This window comes from Methyloprofundus sedimenti (genome assembly GCF_002072955.1).
Taxonomy (GTDB): Bacteria; Pseudomonadota; Gammaproteobacteria; order Methylococcales; family Methylomonadaceae; genus Methyloprofundus; species Methyloprofundus sedimenti.
The window spans coordinates 2,502,170-2,525,377 of the sequence record NZ_LPUF01000001.1 but is presented as its reverse complement, the minus strand read 5'-3'; the positions used below and the strand labels follow the sequence as shown (position 1 = coordinate 2,525,377).

General features: G+C 41.1%; 16 protein-coding genes. 11 read left to right on the top strand and 5 right to left on the bottom strand.

What is annotated here, in order from left to right:
* Position 1 precedes the first annotated feature (1 nt).
* From infB to pnp, 5 genes are all read left to right on the top strand, one after another.
* On the top strand, positions 2–2,626 hold the full coding sequence (infB, locus tag AU255_RS11145; RefSeq protein ID WP_080522925.1) for a translation initiation factor IF-2: 2,625 nt from the start codon (positions 2–4) through the stop codon (positions 2,624–2,626).
* On the top strand, positions 2,626–3,003 hold the full coding sequence (rbfA, locus tag AU255_RS11140) for a 30S ribosome-binding factor RbfA (protein ID WP_080522924.1): 378 nt from the start codon (positions 2,626–2,628) through the stop codon (positions 3,001–3,003). The genes infB and rbfA overlap by 1 nt, the downstream gene beginning before the upstream one ends.
* A 3-nt stretch (positions 3,004–3,006) precedes the next feature.
* Complete coding sequence (gene truB, locus AU255_RS11135; RefSeq protein ID WP_080522923.1) at positions 3,007–3,915, top strand: tRNA pseudouridine(55) synthase TruB; 909 nt, start codon at positions 3,007–3,009, stop codon at positions 3,913–3,915.
* A gap of 83 nt (positions 3,916–3,998) precedes the next feature.
* Positions 3,999–4,268, top strand: coding sequence for a 30S ribosomal protein S15 (gene rpsO / locus AU255_RS11130; RefSeq protein ID WP_080522922.1), 270 nt, complete (start codon positions 3,999–4,001; stop codon positions 4,266–4,268).
* Positions 4,269–4,375: 107 nt separating this feature from the next.
* Positions 4,376–6,460 (top strand): polyribonucleotide nucleotidyltransferase, encoded by a 2,085-nt coding sequence (gene pnp / locus AU255_RS11125; protein ID WP_080523349.1) that lies wholly within the window; start codon positions 4,376–4,378, stop codon positions 6,458–6,460.
* 291 nt (positions 6,461–6,751) lie between these two features.
* Here the strand turns inward: pnp and AU255_RS20105 are convergent, their stop codons facing one another.
* Complete coding sequence (locus AU255_RS20105) at positions 6,752–6,901, bottom strand: hypothetical protein (RefSeq protein ID WP_158083105.1); 150 nt, start codon at positions 6,899–6,901, stop codon at positions 6,752–6,754.
* 184 nt (positions 6,902–7,085) lie between these two features.
* Between AU255_RS20105 and AU255_RS20100 the strand changes: the two genes are divergently transcribed.
* Together AU255_RS20100 and AU255_RS11115 are read left to right on the top strand one after the other, a co-directional pair.
* Positions 7,086–7,472 carry a hypothetical protein gene (locus AU255_RS20100; protein WP_080522921.1) on the top strand — a complete coding sequence of 129 codons (387 nt, stop codon included), beginning with the start codon at positions 7,086–7,088 and terminating at the stop codon, positions 7,470–7,472.
* The gene (locus AU255_RS11115) at positions 7,438–7,839 is read left to right on the top strand and encodes an HNH endonuclease (protein WP_080522920.1); all 402 of its coding nucleotides are present in this window, start codon (positions 7,438–7,440) and stop codon (positions 7,837–7,839) included. Before AU255_RS20100 ends, AU255_RS11115 begins: the two co-directional genes overlap by 35 nt.
* A gap of 435 nt (positions 7,840–8,274) precedes the next feature.
* On the opposite strand, the gene AU255_RS11110 is transcribed toward AU255_RS11115, so the two are convergent.
* The 4 genes from AU255_RS11110 to queF all read right to left on the bottom strand — a co-directional run bounded on the left by AU255_RS11110 (position 8,275) and on the right by queF (position 11,619).
* Positions 8,275–8,703, bottom strand: coding sequence for a GNAT family N-acetyltransferase (locus tag AU255_RS11110; RefSeq protein WP_080522919.1), 429 nt, complete (start codon positions 8,701–8,703; stop codon positions 8,275–8,277).
* 77 nt (positions 8,704–8,780) lie between these two features.
* Complete coding sequence (locus tag AU255_RS11105; RefSeq protein WP_233144620.1) at positions 8,781–9,065, bottom strand: type II toxin-antitoxin system TacA family antitoxin; 285 nt, start codon at positions 9,063–9,065, stop codon at positions 8,781–8,783.
* Positions 9,066–10,296: 1,231 nt separating this feature from the next.
* Complete coding sequence (gene asd, locus AU255_RS11100) at positions 10,297–11,160, bottom strand: archaetidylserine decarboxylase (protein WP_080522918.1); 864 nt, start codon at positions 11,158–11,160, stop codon at positions 10,297–10,299.
* Between the two features lie 69 nt (positions 11,161–11,229).
* Positions 11,230–11,619, bottom strand: a complete 390-nt coding sequence (gene queF, locus AU255_RS11095; RefSeq protein ID WP_080523347.1) for a preQ(1) synthase — start codon at positions 11,617–11,619, stop codon at positions 11,230–11,232.
* Positions 11,620–11,714: 95 nt separating this feature from the next.
* Here queF and smc point away from each other — a divergent pair, with 95 nt between their 5' ends.
* From smc to acnB, 4 genes are all read left to right on the top strand, one after another.
* Positions 11,715–15,224, top strand: coding sequence for a chromosome segregation protein SMC (smc, locus tag AU255_RS11090; protein ID WP_080522917.1), 3,510 nt, complete (start codon positions 11,715–11,717; stop codon positions 15,222–15,224).
* 1 nt (position 15,225) lies between these two features.
* Complete coding sequence (locus AU255_RS11085; protein WP_080522916.1) at positions 15,226–15,963, top strand: cell division protein ZipA C-terminal FtsZ-binding domain-containing protein; 738 nt, start codon at positions 15,226–15,228, stop codon at positions 15,961–15,963.
* A gap of 105 nt (positions 15,964–16,068) precedes the next feature.
* Entirely contained in the window at positions 16,069–20,226 is a 4,158-nt protein-coding gene (locus AU255_RS11080) for a DEAD/DEAH box helicase (protein WP_080522915.1), read from the top strand.
* 357 nt (positions 20,227–20,583) lie between these two features.
* Complete coding sequence (gene acnB, locus AU255_RS11075; RefSeq protein ID WP_080522914.1) at positions 20,584–23,178, top strand: bifunctional aconitate hydratase 2/2-methylisocitrate dehydratase; 2,595 nt, start codon at positions 20,584–20,586, stop codon at positions 23,176–23,178.
* Positions 23,179–23,208 lie beyond the last annotated feature (30 nt).

Genomic DNA, 23,208 nt, shown 5'->3' with positions numbered 1-23,208 from the left:
TATGAGTGATAAAACAGTACAAGAATTAGCTGGTATAGTTGGGATACCTCTGGAACGCCTATTAGAGCAAATGAAAGAGGCGGGCATTGTTGCGCATTCTGCTGAGGATACGATTAACGACGATGAAAAAATGGCGCTTTTAGGTCATTTACGTAAACGCCATGGTAAGGATGAGGAAACTGAAGCAAGTACAGCAAAAAAAGTGACTTTAAAGCGACGCACTGTCACCTCTTTAAAGCAGGGCACAGTACCCGGGAAAAATACTAAAACAATTAATATTCAGGTAAATAAACAAAAAACCTATATTAAGCGTGAAGATGCTATGTCAGATGCAGAACGTGAAGAGTTGGAGCGCGTTAAAAAAGACCTGGAAGAGCGTGCTCAAAAACAGGAAGTTGAAGAACAGTTGCATAGAGATAAGGCTGCAAGAGAAAAAGCTGAGCTGGAAGCAAAGCAGGCTGCAGTGAGAAAGCAGGAAGAAGATGCTCGTGCAGAACGCGCTAAGAAAGAGAAGGAAACTGAGGCTGAGCGTCATAAGGCAGAAAAAGCACAACGACTGGAAGCATCTGTTGAACGCAATGCTGAAAAAGTAAGGAGACAGGCGGCAGCTAAAAAAGTGGCTGCCGAAAGGAAAGCAGGAGGAGGCGCGGCGAAAAAAACAGTTGCCAGAAAACCAGCAGTTGCAGCCACCGGAAAACCAGCCGATAAAGCGGCAACGGTGCATAGAAGGGCAGATAAACCAGCGGGTGGTGCAAAGCCATCTTATGGCAAAAAAGGGCGTAAAAAAGGCGGGAAGGGTAGAAATGAGCAACAATTTATTGTTGATCCCAATGCCAAGCATACTTTTGCAATGCCAACGGAAATTGCTGCTAAAGATATCAGTATTCCGGAAAATATTATTGTTTCTGAATTAGCCCAGAAAATGAGTGTCAAAGCTGCTGAAGTGATCAAGCATTTAATGAAGCTTGGCATCATGTCAACGATTAACCAAAGCATCGATCAGGAAACGGCGGTTATCTTAGTTGAAGAGATGGGACATAATCCTATTATGACCAGCGAAGAAGATCATGAAACTGATATGCTTGCAGAGCACACAGAAGCTGATGAACGCAAGGAGTTTCCTAGAGCACCTATTGTCACCATTATGGGGCATGTTGATCACGGTAAAACCTCGTTATTAGATTATATTCGTGAAACGCGGGTTGCTTCAGGTGAAGCAGGCGGAATTACCCAGCATATAGGTGCCTATCAGGTTAAAACAGATCATGGCGCTGTAACTTTTCTGGATACACCAGGTCACGCCGCCTTTACAGCAATGCGTGCACGTGGTGCTGATGTTACCGATGTTGTTATCGTTGTTGTCGCTGCTGATGATGGGGTTATGCCACAAACCAAAGAAGCGGTTGAGCATGCACGCGCCGCGAGCGTACCGATGATTGTTGCGATGAACAAAATGGATAAACCTGAAGCGAATCCTGACAAAGTAATGCAGGAGCTTTCAGCCATTGGGGTTATGCCTGAAGAATGGGGCGGTGATGTGCAATTTATCAAGGTTTCTGCAAAAACAGGTGAAGGGGTTAATGACCTGATTGAATCGCTTATTTTGCAATCTGAAATTCTTGAATTAAAAGCACCCAATGAAGGTAAAGCATCGGGTCTGGTAATTGAATCAAGACTTGATAAAGGGCGCGGTGCTGTAGCAACAGTTATGGTTCAGAAAGGAACGCTGGAACAAGGCCAAATCGTATTGTGTGGACATGAATATGGTCGCGTTAGAGCCATGTTCGATGAAAATGGTGCCAATGTTAAAGTAGCAGGACCTTCTACTCCAGTAGAAATTCTAGGCCTATCCGGTACGCCGAATGCAGGTGATGATTTTGTTGTTGTTACCAGTGAGCGAGCTGCAAGAGACCTGGCTGAGCATAGAGAAGATAGAAGTAAATTGTCACGCAATGCCGCACAGCAAGCTTCAAAATTAGAAGAAGTATTTTCTAAAATGGCAGCCGGAGAAACATCCAATTTAAATATTATTATAAAAACCGATGTTCAGGGAAGTCTTGAAGCTTTACGTGAATCGCTGAATAAACTATCAACTGATGAAGTATCCGTTAAAGTTGTATATGGCGGAGTTGGAGGTATTAATGAAGGAGATGCCAACCTGGCATTAGCTTCAGGCGCTATCTTAATGGGATTTAATGTTCGTGCTGATGCAACAGCTAGAAAGTTAATTATCGAAAAAGATATTGATTTGCATTATTACAGTGTTATTTATGATGCCATTGACGAAGTGAAGAAATCACTGAGTGGCATGTTATCACCGGAGATCAAAGAAAAAATTGTTGGTCTGGCAGAAGTACGAGATGTCTTTCGTTCACCAAAATTTGGTTCGATTGCCGGATGTATGGTTATAGATGGCTTTGTTAAACGTAATTTACCGATTCGTGTATTGCGCGAAAACGTGGTGATTTATGAAGGTCAATTGGAATCATTACGTCGCTTTAAAGATGATGCAACTGAAGTTAAGATGGGCATGGAATGTGGTATCGGTGTCAAAAATTACAACGATGTCAAAATCGGTGATCAGATCGAGGTCTTTGAGCGTTTTGAAGTGCAGCGTGAATTATAATGGCTAGAGAGTTTAAACGCAGTGCACGTGTGGCCTCGCAAATGCAAAAAGAATTAGCGGTTATTGTGCAACAGGACATTAAAGATCCGCGCATTGGTTTTATTACCGTTAACGAAGTTGAGCTGAGTAAGGATCTAACGTCTGCAAAAATATATATTACCGCTTTAGGTGCGGATGAGCAGGGCCAGAAAGATAATATTAAATGGCTTAATGATGCTGCACCTTTTATTCGCTCGGAAATGGGCAAACGCATGCGCCTAAGAAGTGTGCCTTATGTAAAGTTTTATTATGATGATTCCTTTGAAAAAGGAATGCGCGTCTCAGAGCTATTAGTCGAACCCAAGCCTTCAGAAGATGTACCTGAAGGTGATGGCTAAGGCATGGCAAGACATAAAAAGGGGCGTGATATTCATGGTATTGTCCTGTTAGATAAACGCCAGGGCATCAGCTCGAATAAAGCATTGCAAGAAGTAAAACGTCTTTATAATGCCAATAAAGCGGGGCACACGGGAAGTCTGGATCCTTTAGCAACAGGCTTGCTGCCTATATGTTTAGGAGAAGCAACTAAGGTATCGGGTTTTATGCTTGCTGATGATAAGCGCTATCAGACAGTCATACAGCTGGGTGTCATGACCGATACAGGTGATGTAGATGGAACAGTATTAGCTGTTAAAGACGTTCCAGAAATATCCGAGCAACAGCTTGCAGCTTGTCTGGCTTCATTTATCGGCCAGATAGAACAAGTGCCACCGATGTATTCAGCATTAAAACATCATGGTAAAAAACTTTATGAATTGGCACGTGAAGGCATCACTGTTGAGCGTAAGGCAAGAAAAATTACAATCTATGCTATTCAATGTCTGGGCTATGCAGATGGCTTATTGACTCTGGATGTGCAATGTTCAAAAGGCACGTATATCAGAACTTTGGCAGAAGATATAGGGCACGCTCTCAAGTGCGGCGCAACGGTAAAGGAATTGCGGCGTACTGTTGCAGGCCAGTTCAAACTGGAAGATGCTTTAACTATCGAACAATTACAGGCGGTACCTTCAGATAATGAATTGCTGACAATATTAATAGCGGTTGACAAGCCATTGCAGGCTATTCCGGCAATAAATATATCGCATTCAGATGCTGATCTGATATTACACGGCCAACAAATTTCTGTATCGAATGAAGACTCTAATGAGGGCCTGCGACGCTTATATCATGAGGGACAATTTTTAGGCTTGGGTGAAATGTTAATGAATGCTAAAATACAGCCAAGAAAATTATTTAACCTTAATTAATTTTTTTCGTGTTTCTACACCCTATCGTGGAAACATATAACCAGAGCATAAGCTCTAATAACACACTAATCATAGGGATTAAAATGCCATTTACAGCAGAACAAAAAAAAGCAGTTGTTGAAGAATACCGTTTATCTGATACAGATACAGGTTCATCAGAAGTACAAGTTGCGTTATTAACCGCTCATATTAATCATTTAACACCGCATTTTGCGGCACATAAAAAAGATAATCACTCTCGCCGTGGACTATTAAGAATGGTTAATCAGCGTCGTAAACTATTGGATTATCTGAAAAGAAAAGATGTAGAACGTTATAAATCTCTAATTGCACGTTTAGGCTTACGTAAATAAAGCTTAAATAATTGAAGCGGTACTCTGTACCGCTTTTTTATTGCCTCGTTCTTGAGTTATAACGCTACAAATCCAATTTATAATACGAAGGAAAAACAATAGTGAATCTGAAACCGATCAGAAAAGAATTTCAATATGGCCAACAATTAGTCAGTATTGAAACAGGTGAAATTGCCCGTCAAACTAGCGGCGCAGTCATGATTGATGTCGAAGGTACATCGCTTTTAGTCTCAGTAGTCGGTAAAAAAGAAGCCAATGGCGGTGATTTTTTTCCATTAACAGTGAACTATCAAGAAAAAGCGTATGCGGCAGGAAAAATCCCGGGTGGATTTTTTAAACGAGAAGGCCGTCCAACGGAAACGGAAACTTTAACGTGTCGTCTAATTGATAGACCTATTCGTCCGTTATTTCCAAATGGATATACTAACGAAGTTCAAATTATCATCACCGTTGTTTCATTGAATCCTGATGTTGATCCTGAAATTCCGGCATTATTAGGCGCTTCGGCTGCTTTAGCAGTATCAGGCTTACCTTTTAATGGCCCTATTGGTGCAGCACGAGTAGGCTATATAAACGGTGAATATGCATTAAATCCAAATAAAGAGCAATTAGCAGATTCATTATTGGATTTAGTGGTTGCTGGAACAGAACATGCTGTGTTAATGGTGGAATCTGAAGCAGATAATTTAAGCGAAGAAATTATGCTGGGTTCTGTGCTATTTGGCCATGAACATATGCAGGTTGCGATTACGGCGATTAATGAATTTGCCGCTGAAGTAAATACACCTTTATATAACTGGGTTGCGCCTGTAGCCGATATAGAATTAGAAGCACTTGTTACTACTGAAGTAGAAGCATCCATTGCCTCTGCTTATCAAATTGCTGAAAAATTAGCGCGTCAAGATACGCTAAGTGATATAAGGGCGTCTGTTGTAGCAAAGTTGACAGCAGATGATCAATACCAGGAATCAGCGATACGTGACATTATTGAAGAAATCGAAAAAAGAGTTGTACGTTCGGCAATTTTAAGCGATAGAAAGCGTATTGATGGCCGTGATTTAGATGTAGTCAGACCGATTGCTGTACGTACAGGTGTTTTAGCGCGTGCTCATGGGTCGGCATTATTTACACGTGGCGAAACACAAGCCTTGGTTGTTGCAACGCTGGGAACTGAACGTGACGCACAAATTATTGATGCACTGGCTGGCGAATATAAAGAGCCATTTATGTTGCATTACAATTTTCCTCCTTACAGTGTCGGGGAAACAGGCTTCGTTGGTTCACCAAAACGTCGTGAAATTGGTCATGGTCGTTTAGCAAAACGGGGTGTTGCTGCTGTTATGCCGGATATGACAGTGTTTCCTTATACCATTCGTGTCGTATCTGAAATTACTGAGTCAAATGGTTCCAGTTCTATGGCTTCTGTTTGTGGTACCAGCCTGGCACTAATGGATGCAGGTGTACCATTAAAAGCACCGGTTGCGGGTATCGCAATGGGCTTGATTAAAGAAGGCGATGCATTTGCTGTATTGTCCGATATAGTTGGTGATGAAGATCATTTAGGTGATATGGATTTCAAAGTAGCAGGTTCTGAACAAGGAATTACTGCTTTGCAAATGGATATCAAAATTGATGGTATTACTTCCGAGATCATGAGCGCTGCTTTAGATCAGGCAAAAGCCGGACGCTTACATATTTTAGGTGAAATGAATAAAGCATTATCTTCAACCCGTGAAGAAATGTCTGATTATGCACCAAGAATTATTACCTTTAAAATTGATCCAAGCAAAATTCGCGAAGTCATTGGTAAAGGCGGTGCGACTATTCGTGGTATTACTGAGCAAACCGGTGCGAACGTTGATTTAACCGATGATGGTACTGTTAATGTATCCTCTGTCGATAAAGCAGCCGGTGAAGCAGCCAAGAAAATCATAGAAGAAATTACTGCTGAAGTTGAAGTAGGAAAAATTTACGAAGGTAAAGTTGCACGTTTAATGGATTTCGGTGCGTTTGTTACCATTTTGCCAGGTAAAGATGGTCTGGTGCATATTTCCCAAATCACTAGTGAACATGTCGATAAAGTTAGCGACAAGTTGACTGAAGGGGATGTGGTAAAAGTTAAAGTACTGGAAATTGATCGTCAGGGCCGCGTTAGACTGAGCATGAAAGAAGTAGAGAAAGAAGAAAGCTAAGCGCTTTTTTTGATTATCGATAGAGAAAGGGCCGTAAGGCCCTTTTTTTATGGTTTTTTTATGATGAGCTGATTTATAATCACTGAACGTATCAGGAAATGGGACCGACCATTCCATAATATTATATGCTAACTATCCATTCAATCGAGTCTGCCCCTTTTATCGTGAACCATTTGATTGAAATTTTGAGTGACGCACAGATAGAGAAGGTCAGTCTGTTGAGATTGGACGTTAATGAAAAATATTATAATTGATAAAAAAGGAAGATTTTTAAGTAAAAGATACCTACGCCTACGGGGGATCATCAACATCATGTAGCTGGAAGCTACTCTTTGCCAAATCAATTCCTAATACAGTTATGTTGTTTTCTGAGTTATGATTATCCATGGCCTGCCTCTCTTTTATTTTGATGTTTTGTTTGTTACTAACATCATGGCTCATTTGAAGCCTTTTATAAAGTGAGGCGGACCATTCATTCCATTAGGTCTTTGATCTACGTTCATTGTTCCTTAACAATTATTTTTAATGCCAAATTATAAATCAGATTTTACCCAATTCATCCAATCCAATAATATAACGGGTAGTGGTAAAGCCATATCTTATATACGAGCTTTAGACTTGTTATGTGAGATGCTCGAAAGAAGACCTTTCAATTTCACTGATTGTAAAAAACATATGGGCGATTGATTCGGTTGATCGTGTCCATGAGTTGTATTTATTTGTACTCGACGAGGCAAAAAAGAAAGATGCCAGTGCATGGAATATTCACGGTATTCCTAAAAGTTATTTGCAGAATGGTTATTGCTCTGCTGCGCTTAAAAGTTACGAATCATTTCTTATTGAAAATAGTTATGAACAGCGTTTGTTCAATATTTTTGATGACTATAAAGGAAGTGAAGATGAACTCCCTAATAAACTTGATGTAGAGTTTAACCCCCCCAGAATTTTTAGTAGAAGGCTTAGATCGGACGCAAGGGTTGGATGTTATTCGTTCTGTCAAAACTCGCTCTAATCAGTATGTTTTTAGAAAAATTATTTTAAAAATTTACAACCAGTCGTGTTGTATTACCGGTTTAAATATTCAAACAGTAAATCGTGCAAGTCATATTATTCCCTGGGCTGAAGATAAAACCATTCGCTTAGATCCGCGAAATGGTTTGTGCCTGTCTGCAACTTATGACGCCGCTTTCGATGAGCACTTAATAAGTCTTGATGATGATTACCGAGTAATAATTTCAAAAGGTATTAAGGACTATTACACAAACGAAAGTGTTAGGGCTTATTTTAAGAATAAAGAAGGTGTGAAGATTTGTTTGCCAGTTAAATATTTGCCGAATAAGATTAATCTGGCAGCACACCGAGATAAAGGTGAGTTTTAGGAAAAATTATCTTGAAGCATTAAACAACTAATAGCACTGAATCAATAGACTGTGCGGCCGAGCAAGGTTGATGATTCCAGCGGGTGAAAGTCCCGCTCTGGCAAGGTAGGTCAACCACCAGTTAGTAAACATCGGGCAGGCGGAGGTAACTCCAAATGTTAAGTACGATGGGCGCAAGTTGAAGTGATTTAGCCTCGAAATTATTTTTTATTTAAGCAGGACGACAGAGTATCCCTTCTGGAAGTCCCCATTGTATAACGCGCATGACAAGTATCATAGGGCTGCTTCGAGGGCTACAGTTGTCTGAACCCTTTAATTTGATTTATTTGTGGTGATACCTCAGGGCCTTACCCAGTTGATCTCGTAAGTGCAATTTGATTTAGTTAAAGGCTAACTGCCATTATTTTTATAAAAATAACTAACCTAACTGCTTTATCACCTTAATGAAATAAACAGCCGCATAGTATTATTATCCAAGGGCTGGAAATCATCGAACTTTTGATAAAAAGATAACGCATTATCATCAAGTACATCACGTACCACGCCTAAGGCCGGTAAACCTTTCTCAGTTAATTCGAGTGCTTTACGTAATGCAGTAATTAAAGTTTTTTGACCAAGCCCTTGCTTTTGGTAATGTCTGTCAACTGCAATTCTCGCCAACAGTACAACGGGTACAGGATAAGCAGGTAATTTTTTATCATAAGGAATATCCTCTTGCTTAACCGTTGATGAAGCTAAGGTGTAATAAGCGCCTAGCTTCATTTTATGTTCGCCTTTAGCTTCAATCTGTTCAGGCAGCACCCAGGTAGAGCTTAAACCTGGTTTTCTATTTTTATCGGCATACCGCTTCAAAAACTGATTCATCTCATCATGGCCGCAATCTAATACTTTATTCGCATGAAGTTTAGAATCAAGTAATTAAAATTGTGCAGCAAGGGCCATTAGTAGCCTTCTTTATCTAATTGCTGTGCTGCTTGCAATAGTGATTTACTAGGTTTTATTGTCTGGTCTTCACACAGCGTAATAAATTGATCAAGCTGTTGATTAGAGAGTGTTATTTGTGTTTGTTGCTGAATAATGCCTGGTGAATTATCACGGATTAAGCGCGTGATATATTCAGTTAAAGAAGAGCACCCTAATGCAGCTGATGCTCTTTCAGCCATTTGCTTAGTTTCTAAATCAATCCGCATATCCAGGCGATGGCTATGTGTAGAAATTGAACTCATTATATTCCCCCTACTTAAAGTCATATTCTCTTCCTGAATAATACCTTAGATACAGCAGTTGTACGTACAAATTATACTGTATGATTTTTATGTTATTTACATGAGGTAATGCCTGTGTTTACGCTCTACATTAAAAGTTTGAATAGTGGACGTTCATTACGCAGACTCAGGTTAAGTGTAATTAACATAATTTGAGAGCACTGTTAACTACCACGCTACCTTTCAACAGTTAATTTCCGAATGTTCGCAACACAAAACTTGCCAATATATGTAATGGTTTAATAAAGCAGGACAAAGTTCAGCTTTTTAATGAAATTTATCCGGAGCATCTTTCGGTATTAGTGATGTTATGCGTCACAAAAAGGGTAGGCTGGCCTATCCAGTACCTTGGGTAACAACAGGAAATAGCTGACCCATACAAGCAGGCTTTAGCAGTGCTGGTTTTTAGGTGATTAAGGGAAATAATCGATAATTTTGCGCTATATTTTTTTAAGTCGCTACGCGCAAAAACAGAGGCAAATGGTACGCCAGCACTCGGCTTACATACTTTGATGCAGCAAAGTAGGGCTCTTAAAGTAAGCTATATGATGGATAAGATCAGCGCTGATTATATTGCCGCTGTTGAATTTTTTACTAACAAATAATCACCTGCACTTAGCTCCAATGCTTGTGGACGTTACATCTGATCTATCTGCCGTTGCCAGAAAAATTACCCATACTCATTGTGGCAGTAGAGTTTATATAAATAACCCCGCCAACGGTGAGTATTAAAGCAATTATCTGAGCTATTTTCTTTGTGTTTTTTGATAATTTCATCTTTTTTTGCCTTGCAAGTTAGATTAAAATTTTCCGGCTATCGTTTTAACACGGGACATATTGAAAACTGTAGGGCGCGGCTTCAGCCCGCCAATGCCAGAGATCATTTAAAGGCGGGCTGAAGCCGCGCCCTACAAGTCTATTGAATGTCCCGTCTTAAGTTGGTAGCCGATTTTCCAGACTTAATAAGATTTTACCGAGTATATCTGTTTACGAATATGCATTATATGATTTTTTCATTCTGTGAGCGCAGATAGTTTGCCTGCACAGTGCTGATCGGCTGAATGGGCATTCCTTAGCGGCGAAAGCCATACTCAAGTACAAGTACTGAGGATTCAATTCTGCGAGCGGTTTACGGAGTTTTTCCAGTTCTGCTTCCGGACCATAGAAGCCGGAAGAATAGACGCTGAATTACTTAGATCAGTGTATGACCCATTTTTTCACCCAGCTGAACTTCTTTCCCTGCGACAAACCCATCTTCCCATTTCATCACATCATTACCATACAGAACAATAATTGTTGAGCCCATATTAAAACGTCCCATTTCTTCACCACGTTTGAGTTTTGGTGCATTTTTTCTGATATATTGCCATGAGCGTATATCTTTTACAGTCGGGGGGGTTACTTCGCCATGCCAAACCGTTTCAATACTGGCAACAAAGATGGCACCGACTAGAACAAGCGCCATAGGGCCAATTTCGGTATCAAAAATAGCGACAACACGCTCATTTCTGGCAAATAAACGCGGCACCGAATTTGCTGTTGCGGCATTAACACTGAATAAGCGTCCAGGCACATGAATCATTTCTTGTAGTGTGCCATTTAGTGGCATATGCAAGCGGTGATAGTCTTTAGGCGATAAATAAATTGTGGTGAATTTACCATTTTTAAAGGGCGCGGCGCGTTCCTCATCGCCACCTAATAAATCAGTTGCTGTATAGCTTTTTCCTTTGGCTTGAATAATATTACCTTCTGTAATATCTCCTGCCTGACTGACTGTCCCATCTGCTGGGCTGGCTATATCACCTTTTTCATTGGCAATGGCACGCACGCCGGGTTTTAGTTCGCGGGTAAAAAACTGGTTAAAGCTACGATAGGCATTTATATCTGAATCTATCGCTTCATCCATATTGACACCATAATGGCTAGCTATCTGTTTGATAAACAGGTTCTTCCAGGTTTTGTTATTGCTATGCGTCAGTTGACGCATTAACCTTGATAAAGGATGATGCGGCAATATGTATTGAGGGAGTGTGGTCAGGCTTTCTTTAAAAGTCATATTAAGGGGTGTTAAGGTGAAAATCGACTGATGGGTTTCGCCAGGGCTCTACCCATCCTACGGATATTATTATGGTAATTGAACTAACTCTGGCGCTTGCCAGTCAGGGTTGCGATGCTCTGCAATAACTGAAGTATACACCCCCCCTCGAACATTAAAGTCTGCCCGGACCCGCATGAAATTAGGTTGTACGACTTTCACAATATCGTCCAGAATTTCATTGGTGACTGCTTCATGAAAGGCTCCTCGATCGCGAAAAGTCCAAAAATAAAGTTTTAAGGCTTTTAATTCTATACACAATTGATCAGGCACATATTCAATCGTGATTTTGGCAAAATCAGGCTGGCCTGTTAATGGACAAAGGCAAGTGAACTCTGGTGTATCAATACGGATAGTAAAGTCACGGCCGGGTTTGGGGTTATCGAATGCTTGTAAGTCTTTGCTAGGTTTTGTTGCCATAATAAATTGTGCTGATAAGAGTGATTTAGCCTGATACATTATGTTTCATAAAGTATAATGGCCGTTTTATTTTAAAATAGGCTATTTTACCAGTAATGAAGCTGGAAAAAATTATACTTTCAGGTTTTAAATCATTTGTTGATCCTACTACAATTCCAATTAAAGGGAATTTAATTAGTATTGTTGGGCCTAATGGGTGTGGGAAATCAAATATTATCGATGCAGTACGTTGGGTAATGGGCGAAAGCTCAGCTAAACACTTGCGTGGCGGTAGTATGACCGATGTCATATTCAATGGCTCCTCAGGACGCAAACCTGTCAGTACCGCTTCTGTGGAATTAGTTTTTGATAACAGTGAAGGGCGTGCGGGAGGCGAATTTGCCAAATATAATACCATCGCTATTAAACGTCAGGTTAGCAGAGATGGCCAGTCCATTTATCAATTTAATGGTACTAAATGTCGGCGTAAAGATATTACTGACTTATTTCTAGGCACGGGCCTGGGTGCGCGAAGTTACGCTATTATTGAGCAAGGAACAATTTCCCGGGTGGTGGAGGCAAAACCTGATGAATTACGGCTACATATAGAAGAGGCGGCGGGCGTTACCAAATATAAAGAACGGCGTAATGAAACTGAAATGCGTATACGCCATTCGCGTGAAAATCTGGTGCGTCTGGATGATGTGCGTGAAGAAGTTGAAAAACAACTCAGTCACTTACAAAAGCAAGCAGAAAAAGCAGAAAAATATACCACACTAAAATCTCAGGAGCGTCAGTTAAAACTGGAGTTGCTAGCCATGCGCTGGCGTGCTCATCACAGAACTGCAGAGCAATTGGAAGTTAAATTACAGGATGCAGCAACAACGCATAACCAGCTGTTTATGGAACGCAAAGAACTAGAGCAGACGCTAGAGCAAAAGCGGTTGGTGCATAAAACACAACAGCAAGCAGTAGATAAGCAACAAGGTATGTATTATCAAGTCGTTGCTGAGGTGAGCCGTCTGGATCAGGTTATCAAACATAATGAGCAGTCACATGAAGAAACTGAATTAGAACTTGCCCGTTTGCGTGAGCAAGCCGAACATCTACAGGAGAATTTAGATGAAGACCTGATGCAACTAGATGAGATCAAAGAATCTCTAGTTGAAGCCGAGGAATCTTTGCTGGTCGCTCGGGAAAGAGAAGATGAGTTGCTGGAAATTCAGCGTGCCGTACAAGAAAAACGTCTTGCCTGGCAACAGGAATGGGAAGCTTATAAAAATCAATATGCGAATTACCGCGAGCAGGCTGAAGTAAAGCGTATGCAAGTGGCACAACTGGAAAACCAGACCTTTCAACTGCAAAGTCGTTTACAGCGTTTGCAGGGCGAGCATGATGAATTGAGTGAAAAAGGTCTGCAGGAAGAAATAGAGATTCTTGACCAATCGATTAAGCTGATTGAAGAGCAGCGGGATCAATTGCAAATCCTGCTGGATACGGTGCATTTATCCATTACTGAATTAAGACACCAGATTAAACAATATCACGAGGTGTTGCATAGGGATCGTTCTGAATTGCAAACGATTAAAGGTAAAGTCACTTCTTTAGAAATGCTGCAGCAACATGCAATGGGTAAGGATAATAAGAAATTAACCCATTGGCTGGATCGGATGGCGCTCACCGATAATCAGCGCCTGGCTGAATTTATTGATGTAGAGGCTGGCTGGGATGGAGCGGTAGAAATAGTTTTAGGAACTTATTTAGAGGCGGTGTGTATTGATAATGCAGATAGTGTGATTGCTGAGTTATCTTCTTTAAGCGATGAATCATTAACCTTATTTGAAACTCAGCACCCTTTACAGGAGCAATCTGCAAATGACCTGGTTCGTCTAATAGATAAAATTAAAACTCCGTGGAATTTACATGGTTTATTATCAGGCATTTACTGTGCAGACAATTCAGAACAGGCCCGGCAGATAGTGGGGCAGTTGAAACCGTATGAATCGGTTATAACCACCCAGGGCACCTGGATGGGATATGGCTGGGTTAAAGTGATTCACGATCATGATGCAAAATCGGGAGTTTTACAAAGAGAAAAGGAATTACGTTTACTAAAAGAGGAACAGGTGCAATTACAAGCGCGTGTTGTCGTTACGGAAGAGCAACTGGAAACTGCAGAGGAATTTTTAAAACAAAGTGAAAGGCAGCGTGAAGATTGTCAGGAAAAATATAAGTATATTAGTAATGAACTTTCGCTGAAAAATTCTGAATTCAGTGCGCATTCAGCACGTGTGGAGCAGCAGCAGCAGCGCTTGACACAGGTTGTGAATGAAATGACAGACATAAATCGGGAGTTGCTGGATAATACTGCTACACGTGAAGAAGCTGCGATGATTAAAGCACAGGCTGAAGAGGCTATGCAAGCTCTTGAGGAAATCAGGTTACAATTAGAACAAAATAGCGACAGTCTGCAAACGGAAGGTGAACAAATCGATAAACAGGTTAATGAAAGCCGTCAACAGGTGCATGCGTTGCAGGCGAAAATGGCCAGTTTAAAATCGTCTGATGCGTTAACAACAAAACAAATAGAACGTCTACAGCAGCAAAATCAGCATGCCCAGGAACGCATTGTTGAATTAGACAGAAAATTACAACAGACTTTAGAGCCGATGGATGATGAACGTTATCAACTGGAAACTTTACAACAGGATAAAGATAATTTAGAACAGGCTTTAAAGCGAGTTCGCGAACAACAAGCAGCATTAGAAGCGGAAATTACTGAATCTGCCGAGCAGTATGCAGCAGTACAACAACATCTGGAGAAAAAAAAGGAATTGCTGGATAGTATCCGCTTCGAGCAACAGGAAAGTCAGGTACGTCAGCAAACCGTGACCGAACAATTAGATGAGTTAGAAGCCGATGCGGAGCAAATTATACAAACAATAGCAGCTCATGCAGATGAGTCTGCGTGGAAAGTAAAGGTAGATGACTTGACTCGTCAGATTGACAGGTTAGGCACGATTAACTTAACGGCAATAGAAGAATTCAAGGCGCAATCTGAGCGTATGAATTTTCTTAATGAACAAAATGCTGATTTATTGGATGCATTGCAAATCCTGGAGCAGGCGATTGCAAAAATAGATGAAGAAAGTCGGCAGAGATTTAAGCAAACATTTGATAAAATAAATACCGGTTTACAAGAAAAGTTTCCTAAACTTTTTGGCGGTGGCAGGGCGTATTTATCTTTAACAGATGACGACCTACTGGAAAGTGGCGTAAATATTATTGCCCAGCCCCCCGGTAAGCGTAACAGCTCTATTCATTTGCTATCGGGAGGGGAAAAAGCATTAACGGCAGTAGCATTGGTTTTTTCTATTTTTGATCTTAATCCAGCGCCTTTTTGTCTGCTGGATGAGGTCGATGCGCCTTTAGATGAGGCTAATGTAAGGCGTTTCTCTGAAATGGTTGAGGAAATGTCAGCAAGCGTACAATTTTTATATATTTCACATAATAAAGTGACTATGGAAATTGCGCAGCAGTTAGCAGGTGTTACCATGAAGGAACCCGGTGTTTCACGTATGGTAGCGGTGGATATTCAAGAAGCAGTAGCAATGGCAGAGAATTAAAATGGATAAAGAATTATTAAGAATAGTTATCATAGCGGTCGGTGCCGTGGTTATTTTGGGAATGATCATATGGGGATTGCTGAGTGGTGGATCAAAACGTAAGAATATCAATTTTTATGATAATGGTGACCCTCTGGAAAATATAGATCCAGACCTTATAATACATATTGAAGATGATGATTTTGATATTGTCCCGATCACGACTAGAGATAAAAATTCAGAAGTAAAAACACGCTTAAACACTGAATATATACAGGAATCTCAGCAAAATGGCGTTGCTGAAAATGTGCAACAAGCTAAGACAGTAGCGCAACAAAGTAAACCGGCTGCTGCTGCTGAAAAAAAAGTATTACCACCACTAATACAACTGAGTATTGTGGCCAAGAAAGCAGATGGCTTTTCTGGTATTCAGTTGTTAGAGGCATGTGAAAATGTAGGTTTAGTGTATGGCAATGTCAAGGTCTTTGAGAAGCTGGATGATTTAAATCAGGTTGATTATGCGGTAGCCAGTATGGCTGGTCCTGGTATTTTTCCTGGTGATAACTGGGAAACTTATGTTTGTCCCGGGATCACTTTTTTTATGCAACCAAGAGAACTGGATGATGCTGCACAGGTATTTGATGAAATGATAGCCACTATGGGTCAATTATCGACTGCTCTTAACGGCGATGTATTAGATCAGGATCAGCAGCGCTTAACGGAAAAAGGGATACAACAGATTAAGGCAAGTCTGGTTTAAACAGAACGCCGGATGGGCAATATTTACCTGCACAATAACAGATAACCCTGCTGCAGAGCTAAGTAGTCTTTAGCCATCGTGGCTAAAGACTACTCCTTTATAAGTATGTCAAACACAGAAATCTTAGTAAAAAAATTTCATAAACTTTCTGCAGATGAGCAACAAATTTTATTATCACTTGCGGTTTTATTTGTGCCAGTTGGACAGACACGATTGCAAGAGATTTTACGCGCATTAAAGTGTGTAGAACCCTCAGTTTATAAACAAGTCGCTAAACCGCTACGCGAAAAACTAGCAAATGAAGGTTTCATAGTCATATCAACAGATGGCTGGCGCTGCGTAACCGGTGGTCTCAGTGAAGTGCTGGTAAAAATTGCATTTCGAGAATATCCTGGTCTATTTACTAAGTTAGCCCGTTTTTGTCTTGCTGATAGAAACTACGTCCCGCAGCATCTTAAGCTGATATATCAGGTCAGGAGTCTTCGATTTTTTCTATATGCAGAAGAAGCAGAGAAATTTGCCAGCTGTTTTTATAGTTTGGAAAATTCTTTTCCTGCGCATATTGAGTCGGTTATTAGTCTATTGTTTTTTTCGCCGTTTGATAAAGCCTGGTTTGATCAACTCACTGAGCAGATTAAAAAATTTATTTTATCTACTTATGTTGAATACCAGCTTTTTGCGCTTGAAGAGAATGATTTTGCAATACAATTGTTGCAGGAAAATATCGATACTTGTAGTGCGCATACGGATATTTTAATTCAGGGTCTTGCTGAATATAAAATTGTTCGAGCTGATACACAGGGCATAGAAAATCTGCTTAAAGATGATCAATCGATCCGCGGATTAACTCTTAAAGGCAGCCTGTGTTTTATAGAAAACCGTAATGATGATGCGCTGGCGTTTTACCAGGCTGCATTTCAGGAAATCAAAAAACAAACACGTAAACGAAATATCTTTTTGCCCAGCATACATGGCTATTTTTTTAATTTAGCGTTGTTAAAATCTAAACAGCCTGAACAGTTAAGTTTCTTGAAAAGCCAATTAGCTATGATTGTTAAAACCAAGGAAGGCGATCATTTTAAATCTTTTCATGTGCGATTACAGGAGGGAGCCAATGTTATTTTAGGTCAGCAACGTAGCCTAAAATATAACCCTGTTTTGTTGTCGCAATTATCTGATCCTTACGAAATATTATTTTATGCTTTGTTATCCTATTGGTGTGATGGCCTCTCCCTTAGCGACGAATATGATAAAAAGTTTATTAATAAGTTAACCAAACAGTGTTATCAGGCGGAAAAAAAGGGCGTATTGTTCTACGCAGCTGTCAGTGCAACCTTGCTACAAAAACTGGGTGTCAAGGATAGTAAAATCGGGCGGCTTGCTATTAAGTATAAAAATGCAGCCTGTATTCATATTGTTGACTTAGTGCCGCCTGTCGAAAAATGGGAAAGAGCACTTCAGGCTCTGTCACACTTAAATGAACTTAGTACTGATGGCGCAGATACCATTCATTCTGAGTCACGCCTGGTCTGGTTGTTAACGCTAGATGGAAACTATGCAACACTAGAACCGCGTGAACAAAAAATGGGCAAGTTGGGGCGATGGACAAAAGGCCGCCCGATTGCGTTAAAAAGATTACACTACGAACAGGATACTTTTGACTTTCTAAGCGATCAAGATAAGCAGATTTGTAATCAAATTGAAGTTGAATATGAAAGCAACTACTATGGCTATGGCCATTCAGAGTTTTTTTCTGTCACAGGGCAAGGCGTTATTTCGGCAATAGGGCATCCCTATGTTTATTGGGCTAATGCCGATAAATTTGATACGCCAGTTGCTATTAACAAGGCAGAGCCGCAATTATTAGTGACCAGTAAAGCGAGTAACTTACATATTTCCTTGCACCCGGCTATTAATAACGAACAGACTCTGGTGGCAAGAACAGCTGATAATCAAGTGCTGGTTTATCAAATAAATGAGCAACATCGGCAGGTTGCTGGAATTTTGGGTGCGAAAGGCTTATCCGTCCCGCATAAAGCCAAGCAGCAAGTGATAGACTCTATCGCTTCCATTGCATCTATGCTGACGATACAATCTGATATAGAAGGTGTTGCAAAGAATGTAGAAAGTGTTGAGGTGGATTCGCGTCTACACATGCATCTTCAACGTGTGGGTGATGGTTTACAAATTGAAGTATTTGTGCAACCGTTTGCGGATGCAGGCCCGATCTATAAACCTGCAGTTGGCGGTACGACAGTGTTAGCTGAAATTGCAGGTAAGCAAATGCAGACTACGCGTGATTTTGCAATTGAAACGGGATATTTAGAACAACTGCAAATGCAATGCCCTGAACTTTATCAAAGTAAAGATGCCAGGTGGCTATTAGATGATCCCGAAATGGCATTAGAAGCTTTACTGCAAATACAGGCTATTGAAGATTTTGTGGTCATGGAGTGGCCAAAAGGGCAGAAAATAAATGTCAGTCGTGAGGCGGGTTTAAATCAGGCGCATTTTTCAGTACGTAAAGAAAAAGACTGGTTTAGTGTGGAAGGCGAAGTGCAGATCGATGATGAACAAGTCTATGATATGCAGCGCTTGATTAATTTATTACAGGCAACATCGGGACGCTTTTTAAAGCTGGAAGACGGGCAGTTTATTTCACTTACCAATGAACTACGCCAGCGTTTAGATGATGTTGCCGGTTTAGGCGAACAAAAAGGTAATAAATTACACTTCCATGCATTAGCCGCACCAGCCTTAAATGATGCAATGGAGGGTATGGATGTTAAAGCAGATAAAAAATGGCTGGAACAGCTTGAAAAACTTGAATCTATGGCAGATTTAGAGCCAGAATTACCTTCTACCTTGCAAGGTGAGTTACGTGACTATCAGCTGGAAGGTTATCAATGGATGGCACGTTTGGCGCATTGGGGTGCCGGCGCCTGCCTAGCAGATGATATGGGGCTAGGTAAAACCATTCAGGCGCTTAGTTTAATTCTGTCGCGTGCAACTCTGGGACCGACTCTGATATTAGCGCCGACGTCGGTATGTATGAACTGGTTGGAAGAAGCACAGCATTTTGCCCCGACCTTAAATGTACAGCAGTTTGGTGTCGGGAATCGACAAAAGATCATTGCCGATGCGGCGGAATTTGATGTTATCGTCTGCAGTTATGGCTTGTTGCAGACGGAAGCAGACTTGTTGATAAACAAACAGTGGAATATTATTGTTGCTGATGAAGCGCAGGCGATAAAAAATGGCTTAACCAAGCGCTCTCAGGCCGCGATGGCGCTGCAAGGTGACTTTAAATTAATTACTACGGGCACACCGATTGAAAACCATCTGGGTGAGCTTTGGAATTTATTTCATTTTATTAATCCTGGCTTACTGGGTACTCTGAAAAAGTTTAATGAGCGTTATGCCCAGGCGATAGAGAACAATAAGGATCATAGTACTCAGCAACGCTTAAAAAAGTTACTTAGACCGTTTATTCTCCGTCGGCTTAAAAACGATGTGCTAAAAGAATTACCGGCAAAAACAGAAATAACCATCCATGTAGAACTGAGCAAAGAAGAACGTATTTTCTATGAAGCTATGCGCCGTAATGCAGTACAGGCCATGCAAGCCGCACAGGAAGAAGGTCAGCAAGCAGGTCAGCAGCATCTCAAAGTGTTAGCAGAGATTATGAAACTACGCCGCGCCTGTTGTCACCCTAAACTGGTTATGCAGGACAGTCCAATAAGCAGTGCTAAATTACAAGCCTTTGAAGAATTAGTTGATGAGTTGATTTCTAATCGACATAAAGCCTTAATCTTTAGCCAATTTGTTGGACACTTATCCATTATTAAAGAGTTATTAGATAAAAAAGGCATCCATTATCAATACCTGGATGGTAGTACTCCTGTTGTCAAGCGTAAAAAAGCAGTGAATGCATTTCAGGCAGGTGAGGGTGATGTTTTTTTAATTAGCTTAAAAGCCGGTGGTTCGGGTTTAAATTTAACGGCTGCAGATTATGTAATTCATATGGATCCGTGGTGGAATCCTGCGGTAGAAGATCAGGCCTCGGATAGAGCGCATCGTATGGGACAAAAACGTCCAGTGACCATTTATCGTCTACTAGCAAAAGATACGATTGAAGATAAAATCGTCGATTTACACGCGCATAAACGTGATTTAGCGAGTAGCTTATTAGAAGGCGGCGAAGTTAGTGGTAAGATGTCGGTCAATGAAATGATGGCGTTGATACGGGAAGTTGAAGATTAGACGTATTCCTTTAGCGGGGTAGGTACTTAGAGCTCCGCTATCAACTATATATTGTGTTTTTTAATATTTTAGGTATATATCTACTACTACTAAATGTTGTAGTAGCAGCAGGAGCTAAGTGATCACCCCGTTTCCGAAATATAGCGCGGCTTTAGCCCGCCGATGCTTAAATGAACTATTAAAAGCGGGCTAAAGCCGCGCCCTACAACCAGTTAAATAGATTTCTTGTAATCACACCTGCTCTGGCACTGGAGAACAAGCACAATTATCCAGTTATTGATCACCAGGCAAGCAATTCGTACTTTATCCTTACTAGATAAAGTACAAAACAGTATATTTTTAAACAAGGTAAATATTATGTCTGAAACTAAAGAAACAGCAATTGAAGTATTAGCGCAATATCGTCAACATGCAGCTGAAAGAGCAAAAAACGGTGTTGTTCCACAACCTTTGAACGCAGACCAGGTTGCTGCAGTTGTTGAATTGATTAAACAGCCACCAGCAGGTGAAGAAGCCTTTATTCTGGATTTACTAACGCATCGAGTGCCAGCGGGTGTCGATGAAGCCGCTTATGTTAAAGCTGGATTTTTAGCGGCACTGGCTAAAGGTGAAATATCTTCACCTATTTTAGATGCGCCGCGTGCAACTGAATTACTAGGTACTATGCTGGGTGGCTATAATATCGCGCCATTGGTTGATTTACTGGATGTTGAAGCACTGGCGCCAATTGCAGCAAATGCTTTGTCACATACTTTACTAGTTTTTGATGCCTTTCATGATGTCCAGGAAAAAGCAGATGCAGGTAATGAATTTGCCAAAAAAATTATTCAGTCATGGGCGGATGCAGAATGGTTTACCAGTAAAGCAGAAGTGCCGGAAAAATTAACCGTCACGGTTTTTAAAGTCACCGGTGAAACCAACACCGATGACTTGTCTCCAGCTCCAGATGCCTGGTCTCGTCCTGATATTCCCTTGCATGCGCAGGCGATGTTAAAAATTCCCAGAGAGGGAATTACCAATACTGAACAACAAATTAATGCGCTAAAAGAAAAGGGGTTTCCCGTTGCTTATGTTGGTGATGTAGTTGGAACCGGCTCGTCACGTAAATCAGCGACTAACTCGGTACTTTGGTTTACCGGCGAGGATATCCCATATGTGCCCAATAAACGGGCAGGTGGCGTGTGTATAGGTGGCAAGATTGCCCCGATTTTTTTCAATACCATGGAAGATTCTGGCGCATTGCCATTTGAATGTGAAGTCGAAAATATGGCCATGGGTGATGTGATTGATATTTATCCGTATCAAGGCGTGGTGAAAAATCATGAAACGGATGCCGTGATCTGTGAGTTCGCTTTAAAAACCGATATTATATTAGATGAAGTACGTGCTGGTGGTCGTATTCCATTAATTATTGGTCGCGGCTTAACCGATCGTGCTCGCAAAGCATTGGATCTTGAGGCTTCTACAGTTTTTCGCAGACCTGGTGATACTGAGCATAGCACTAAAGGTTTTACTTTAGCGCAAAAAATTGTTGGTAAAGCCTGTGGTGTTGCGGGTGTGCGACCAAATACCTATTGTGAGCCACATATGACCACAGTGGGCTCACAGGATACCACCGGACCGATGACTCGTGATGAATTAAAAGACCTGGCTTGTTTAGGTTTTTCTGCTGATTTAGTGATGCAGTCTTTTTGTCATACGGCGGCCTATCCAAAACCCATTGATGTCGAGATGCAGCACACTTTGCCTGACTTTATAATGAACCGTGGCGGTGTGTCTTTACGTCCAGGCGATGGCATTATTCATTCCTGGTTAAACCGGATGTTATTACCTGATACTGTTGGTACGGGTGGTGATTCGCATACCCGTTTCCCTATTGGTATTTCCTTTCCAGCAGGTTCTGGCTTAGTGGCTTTCGCTGCGGCAACGGGGGTGATGCCACTGGATATGCCTGAGTCGGTATTAGTGCGTTTTAAAGGCGAGATGCAGCCAGGTATTACTTTACGTGATTTAGTCAATGCAATTCCACTGGCAGCCATTCAAAAAGGCCTGTTAACCGTTGAGAAAAAAGGCAAGAAAAATGTTTTTTCCGGTCGGGTATTAGAAATTGAAGGCTTACCTGATTTAAAAGTAGAGCAGGCATTTGAATTATCTGACGCATCTGCAGAGCGTTCTGCAGCAGGTTGCACTATTCGGTTGGGCGAAGCGCCCATTCGAGAATATATCAACTCTAATATTACCATGTTGAAATGGATGATATCAGAGGGCTATGGTGATGTACGGACAATTCAGCGGCGCATAAATGAAATGCAGGCCTGGCTGGCCAAGCCTGAGTTGATGGAACCGGATGCCGACGCTGAATATCATACAGTGCTGGATATAGATATGAGTGCCATTAAAGAACCGATCATGGCCTGTCCGAATGACCCGGATGATGTAAAAACCTTGTCTGATGTTGCAGGAACTAAAATTGACGAAGTCTTTTTAGGCTCATGTATGACTAATATTGGCCATTTTCGCGCAGCAGGTAAATTATTAGACAAATTAAAAGGCAAACTACCTACACAGCTTTGGGTGGCGCCACCCACTAAAATGGATCAGGAGCAATTAACTGAAGAAGGTTACTACAGCATATTTGGAAAATCAGGCGCACGTACTGAAATGCCCGGTTGTTCATTATGTATGGGAAATCAGGCGCGCGTTGCCGACAATGCCACTGTCGTTTCAACCTCCACGCGTAACTTCCCGAACCGTTTGGGAAATGGTGCTAACGTCTATCTTGCTTCAGCAGAGCTGGCGGCCGTATGTTCTATTTTAGGTAAAATTCCCACAGCTGAAGAGTATATGGCTTATGCTAATCAGATTAATGAGACTGCAGAAGATTCATATCGCTATTTGAATTTTGATCAGATTAAAAGCTATCAAGATAAAGCGGATGCGGTAGAAGGTTAAATTAGCACATTAAGCAGACTTTTTTTTCCT

Bases quoted from the DNA above. Each gene is read 5' to 3' on its own strand.
- infB (WP_080522925.1), top strand. From the start codon at position 2: ATGAGTGATAAAACAGTACAAGAATTAGCTGGTATAGTTGGGATACCT.
- rbfA (WP_080522924.1), top strand. From the start codon at position 2,626: ATGGCTAGAGAGTTTAAACGCAGTGCACGTGTGGCCTCGCAAATGCAA.
- truB (WP_080522923.1), top strand. From the start codon at position 3,007: ATGGCAAGACATAAAAAGGGGCGTGATATTCATGGTATTGTCCTGTTA.
- rpsO (WP_080522922.1), top strand. From the start codon at position 3,999: ATGCCATTTACAGCAGAACAAAAAAAAGCAGTTGTTGAAGAATACCGT.
- AU255_RS20105 (WP_158083105.1), bottom strand. From the start codon at position 6,901: ATGAGCCATGATGTTAGTAACAAACAAAACATCAAAATAAAAGAGAGG.
- AU255_RS11110 (WP_080522919.1), bottom strand. From the start codon at position 8,703: ATGAATCAGTTTTTGAAGCGGTATGCCGATAAAAATAGAAAACCAGGT.
- AU255_RS11105 (WP_233144620.1), bottom strand. From the start codon at position 9,065: ATGAGTTCAATTTCTACACATAGCCATCGCCTGGATATGCGGATTGAT.
- asd (WP_080522918.1), bottom strand. From the start codon at position 11,160: ATGACTTTTAAAGAAAGCCTGACCACACTCCCTCAATACATATTGCCG.
- queF (WP_080523347.1), bottom strand. From the start codon at position 11,619: ATGGCAACAAAACCTAGCAAAGACTTACAAGCATTCGATAACCCCAAA.
- smc (WP_080522917.1), top strand. From the start codon at position 11,715: ATGAAGCTGGAAAAAATTATACTTTCAGGTTTTAAATCATTTGTTGAT.
- AU255_RS11085 (WP_080522916.1), top strand. From the start codon at position 15,226: ATGGATAAAGAATTATTAAGAATAGTTATCATAGCGGTCGGTGCCGTG.
- AU255_RS11080 (WP_080522915.1), top strand. From the start codon at position 16,069: ATGTCAAACACAGAAATCTTAGTAAAAAAATTTCATAAACTTTCTGCA.
- acnB (WP_080522914.1), top strand. From the start codon at position 20,584: ATGTCTGAAACTAAAGAAACAGCAATTGAAGTATTAGCGCAATATCGT.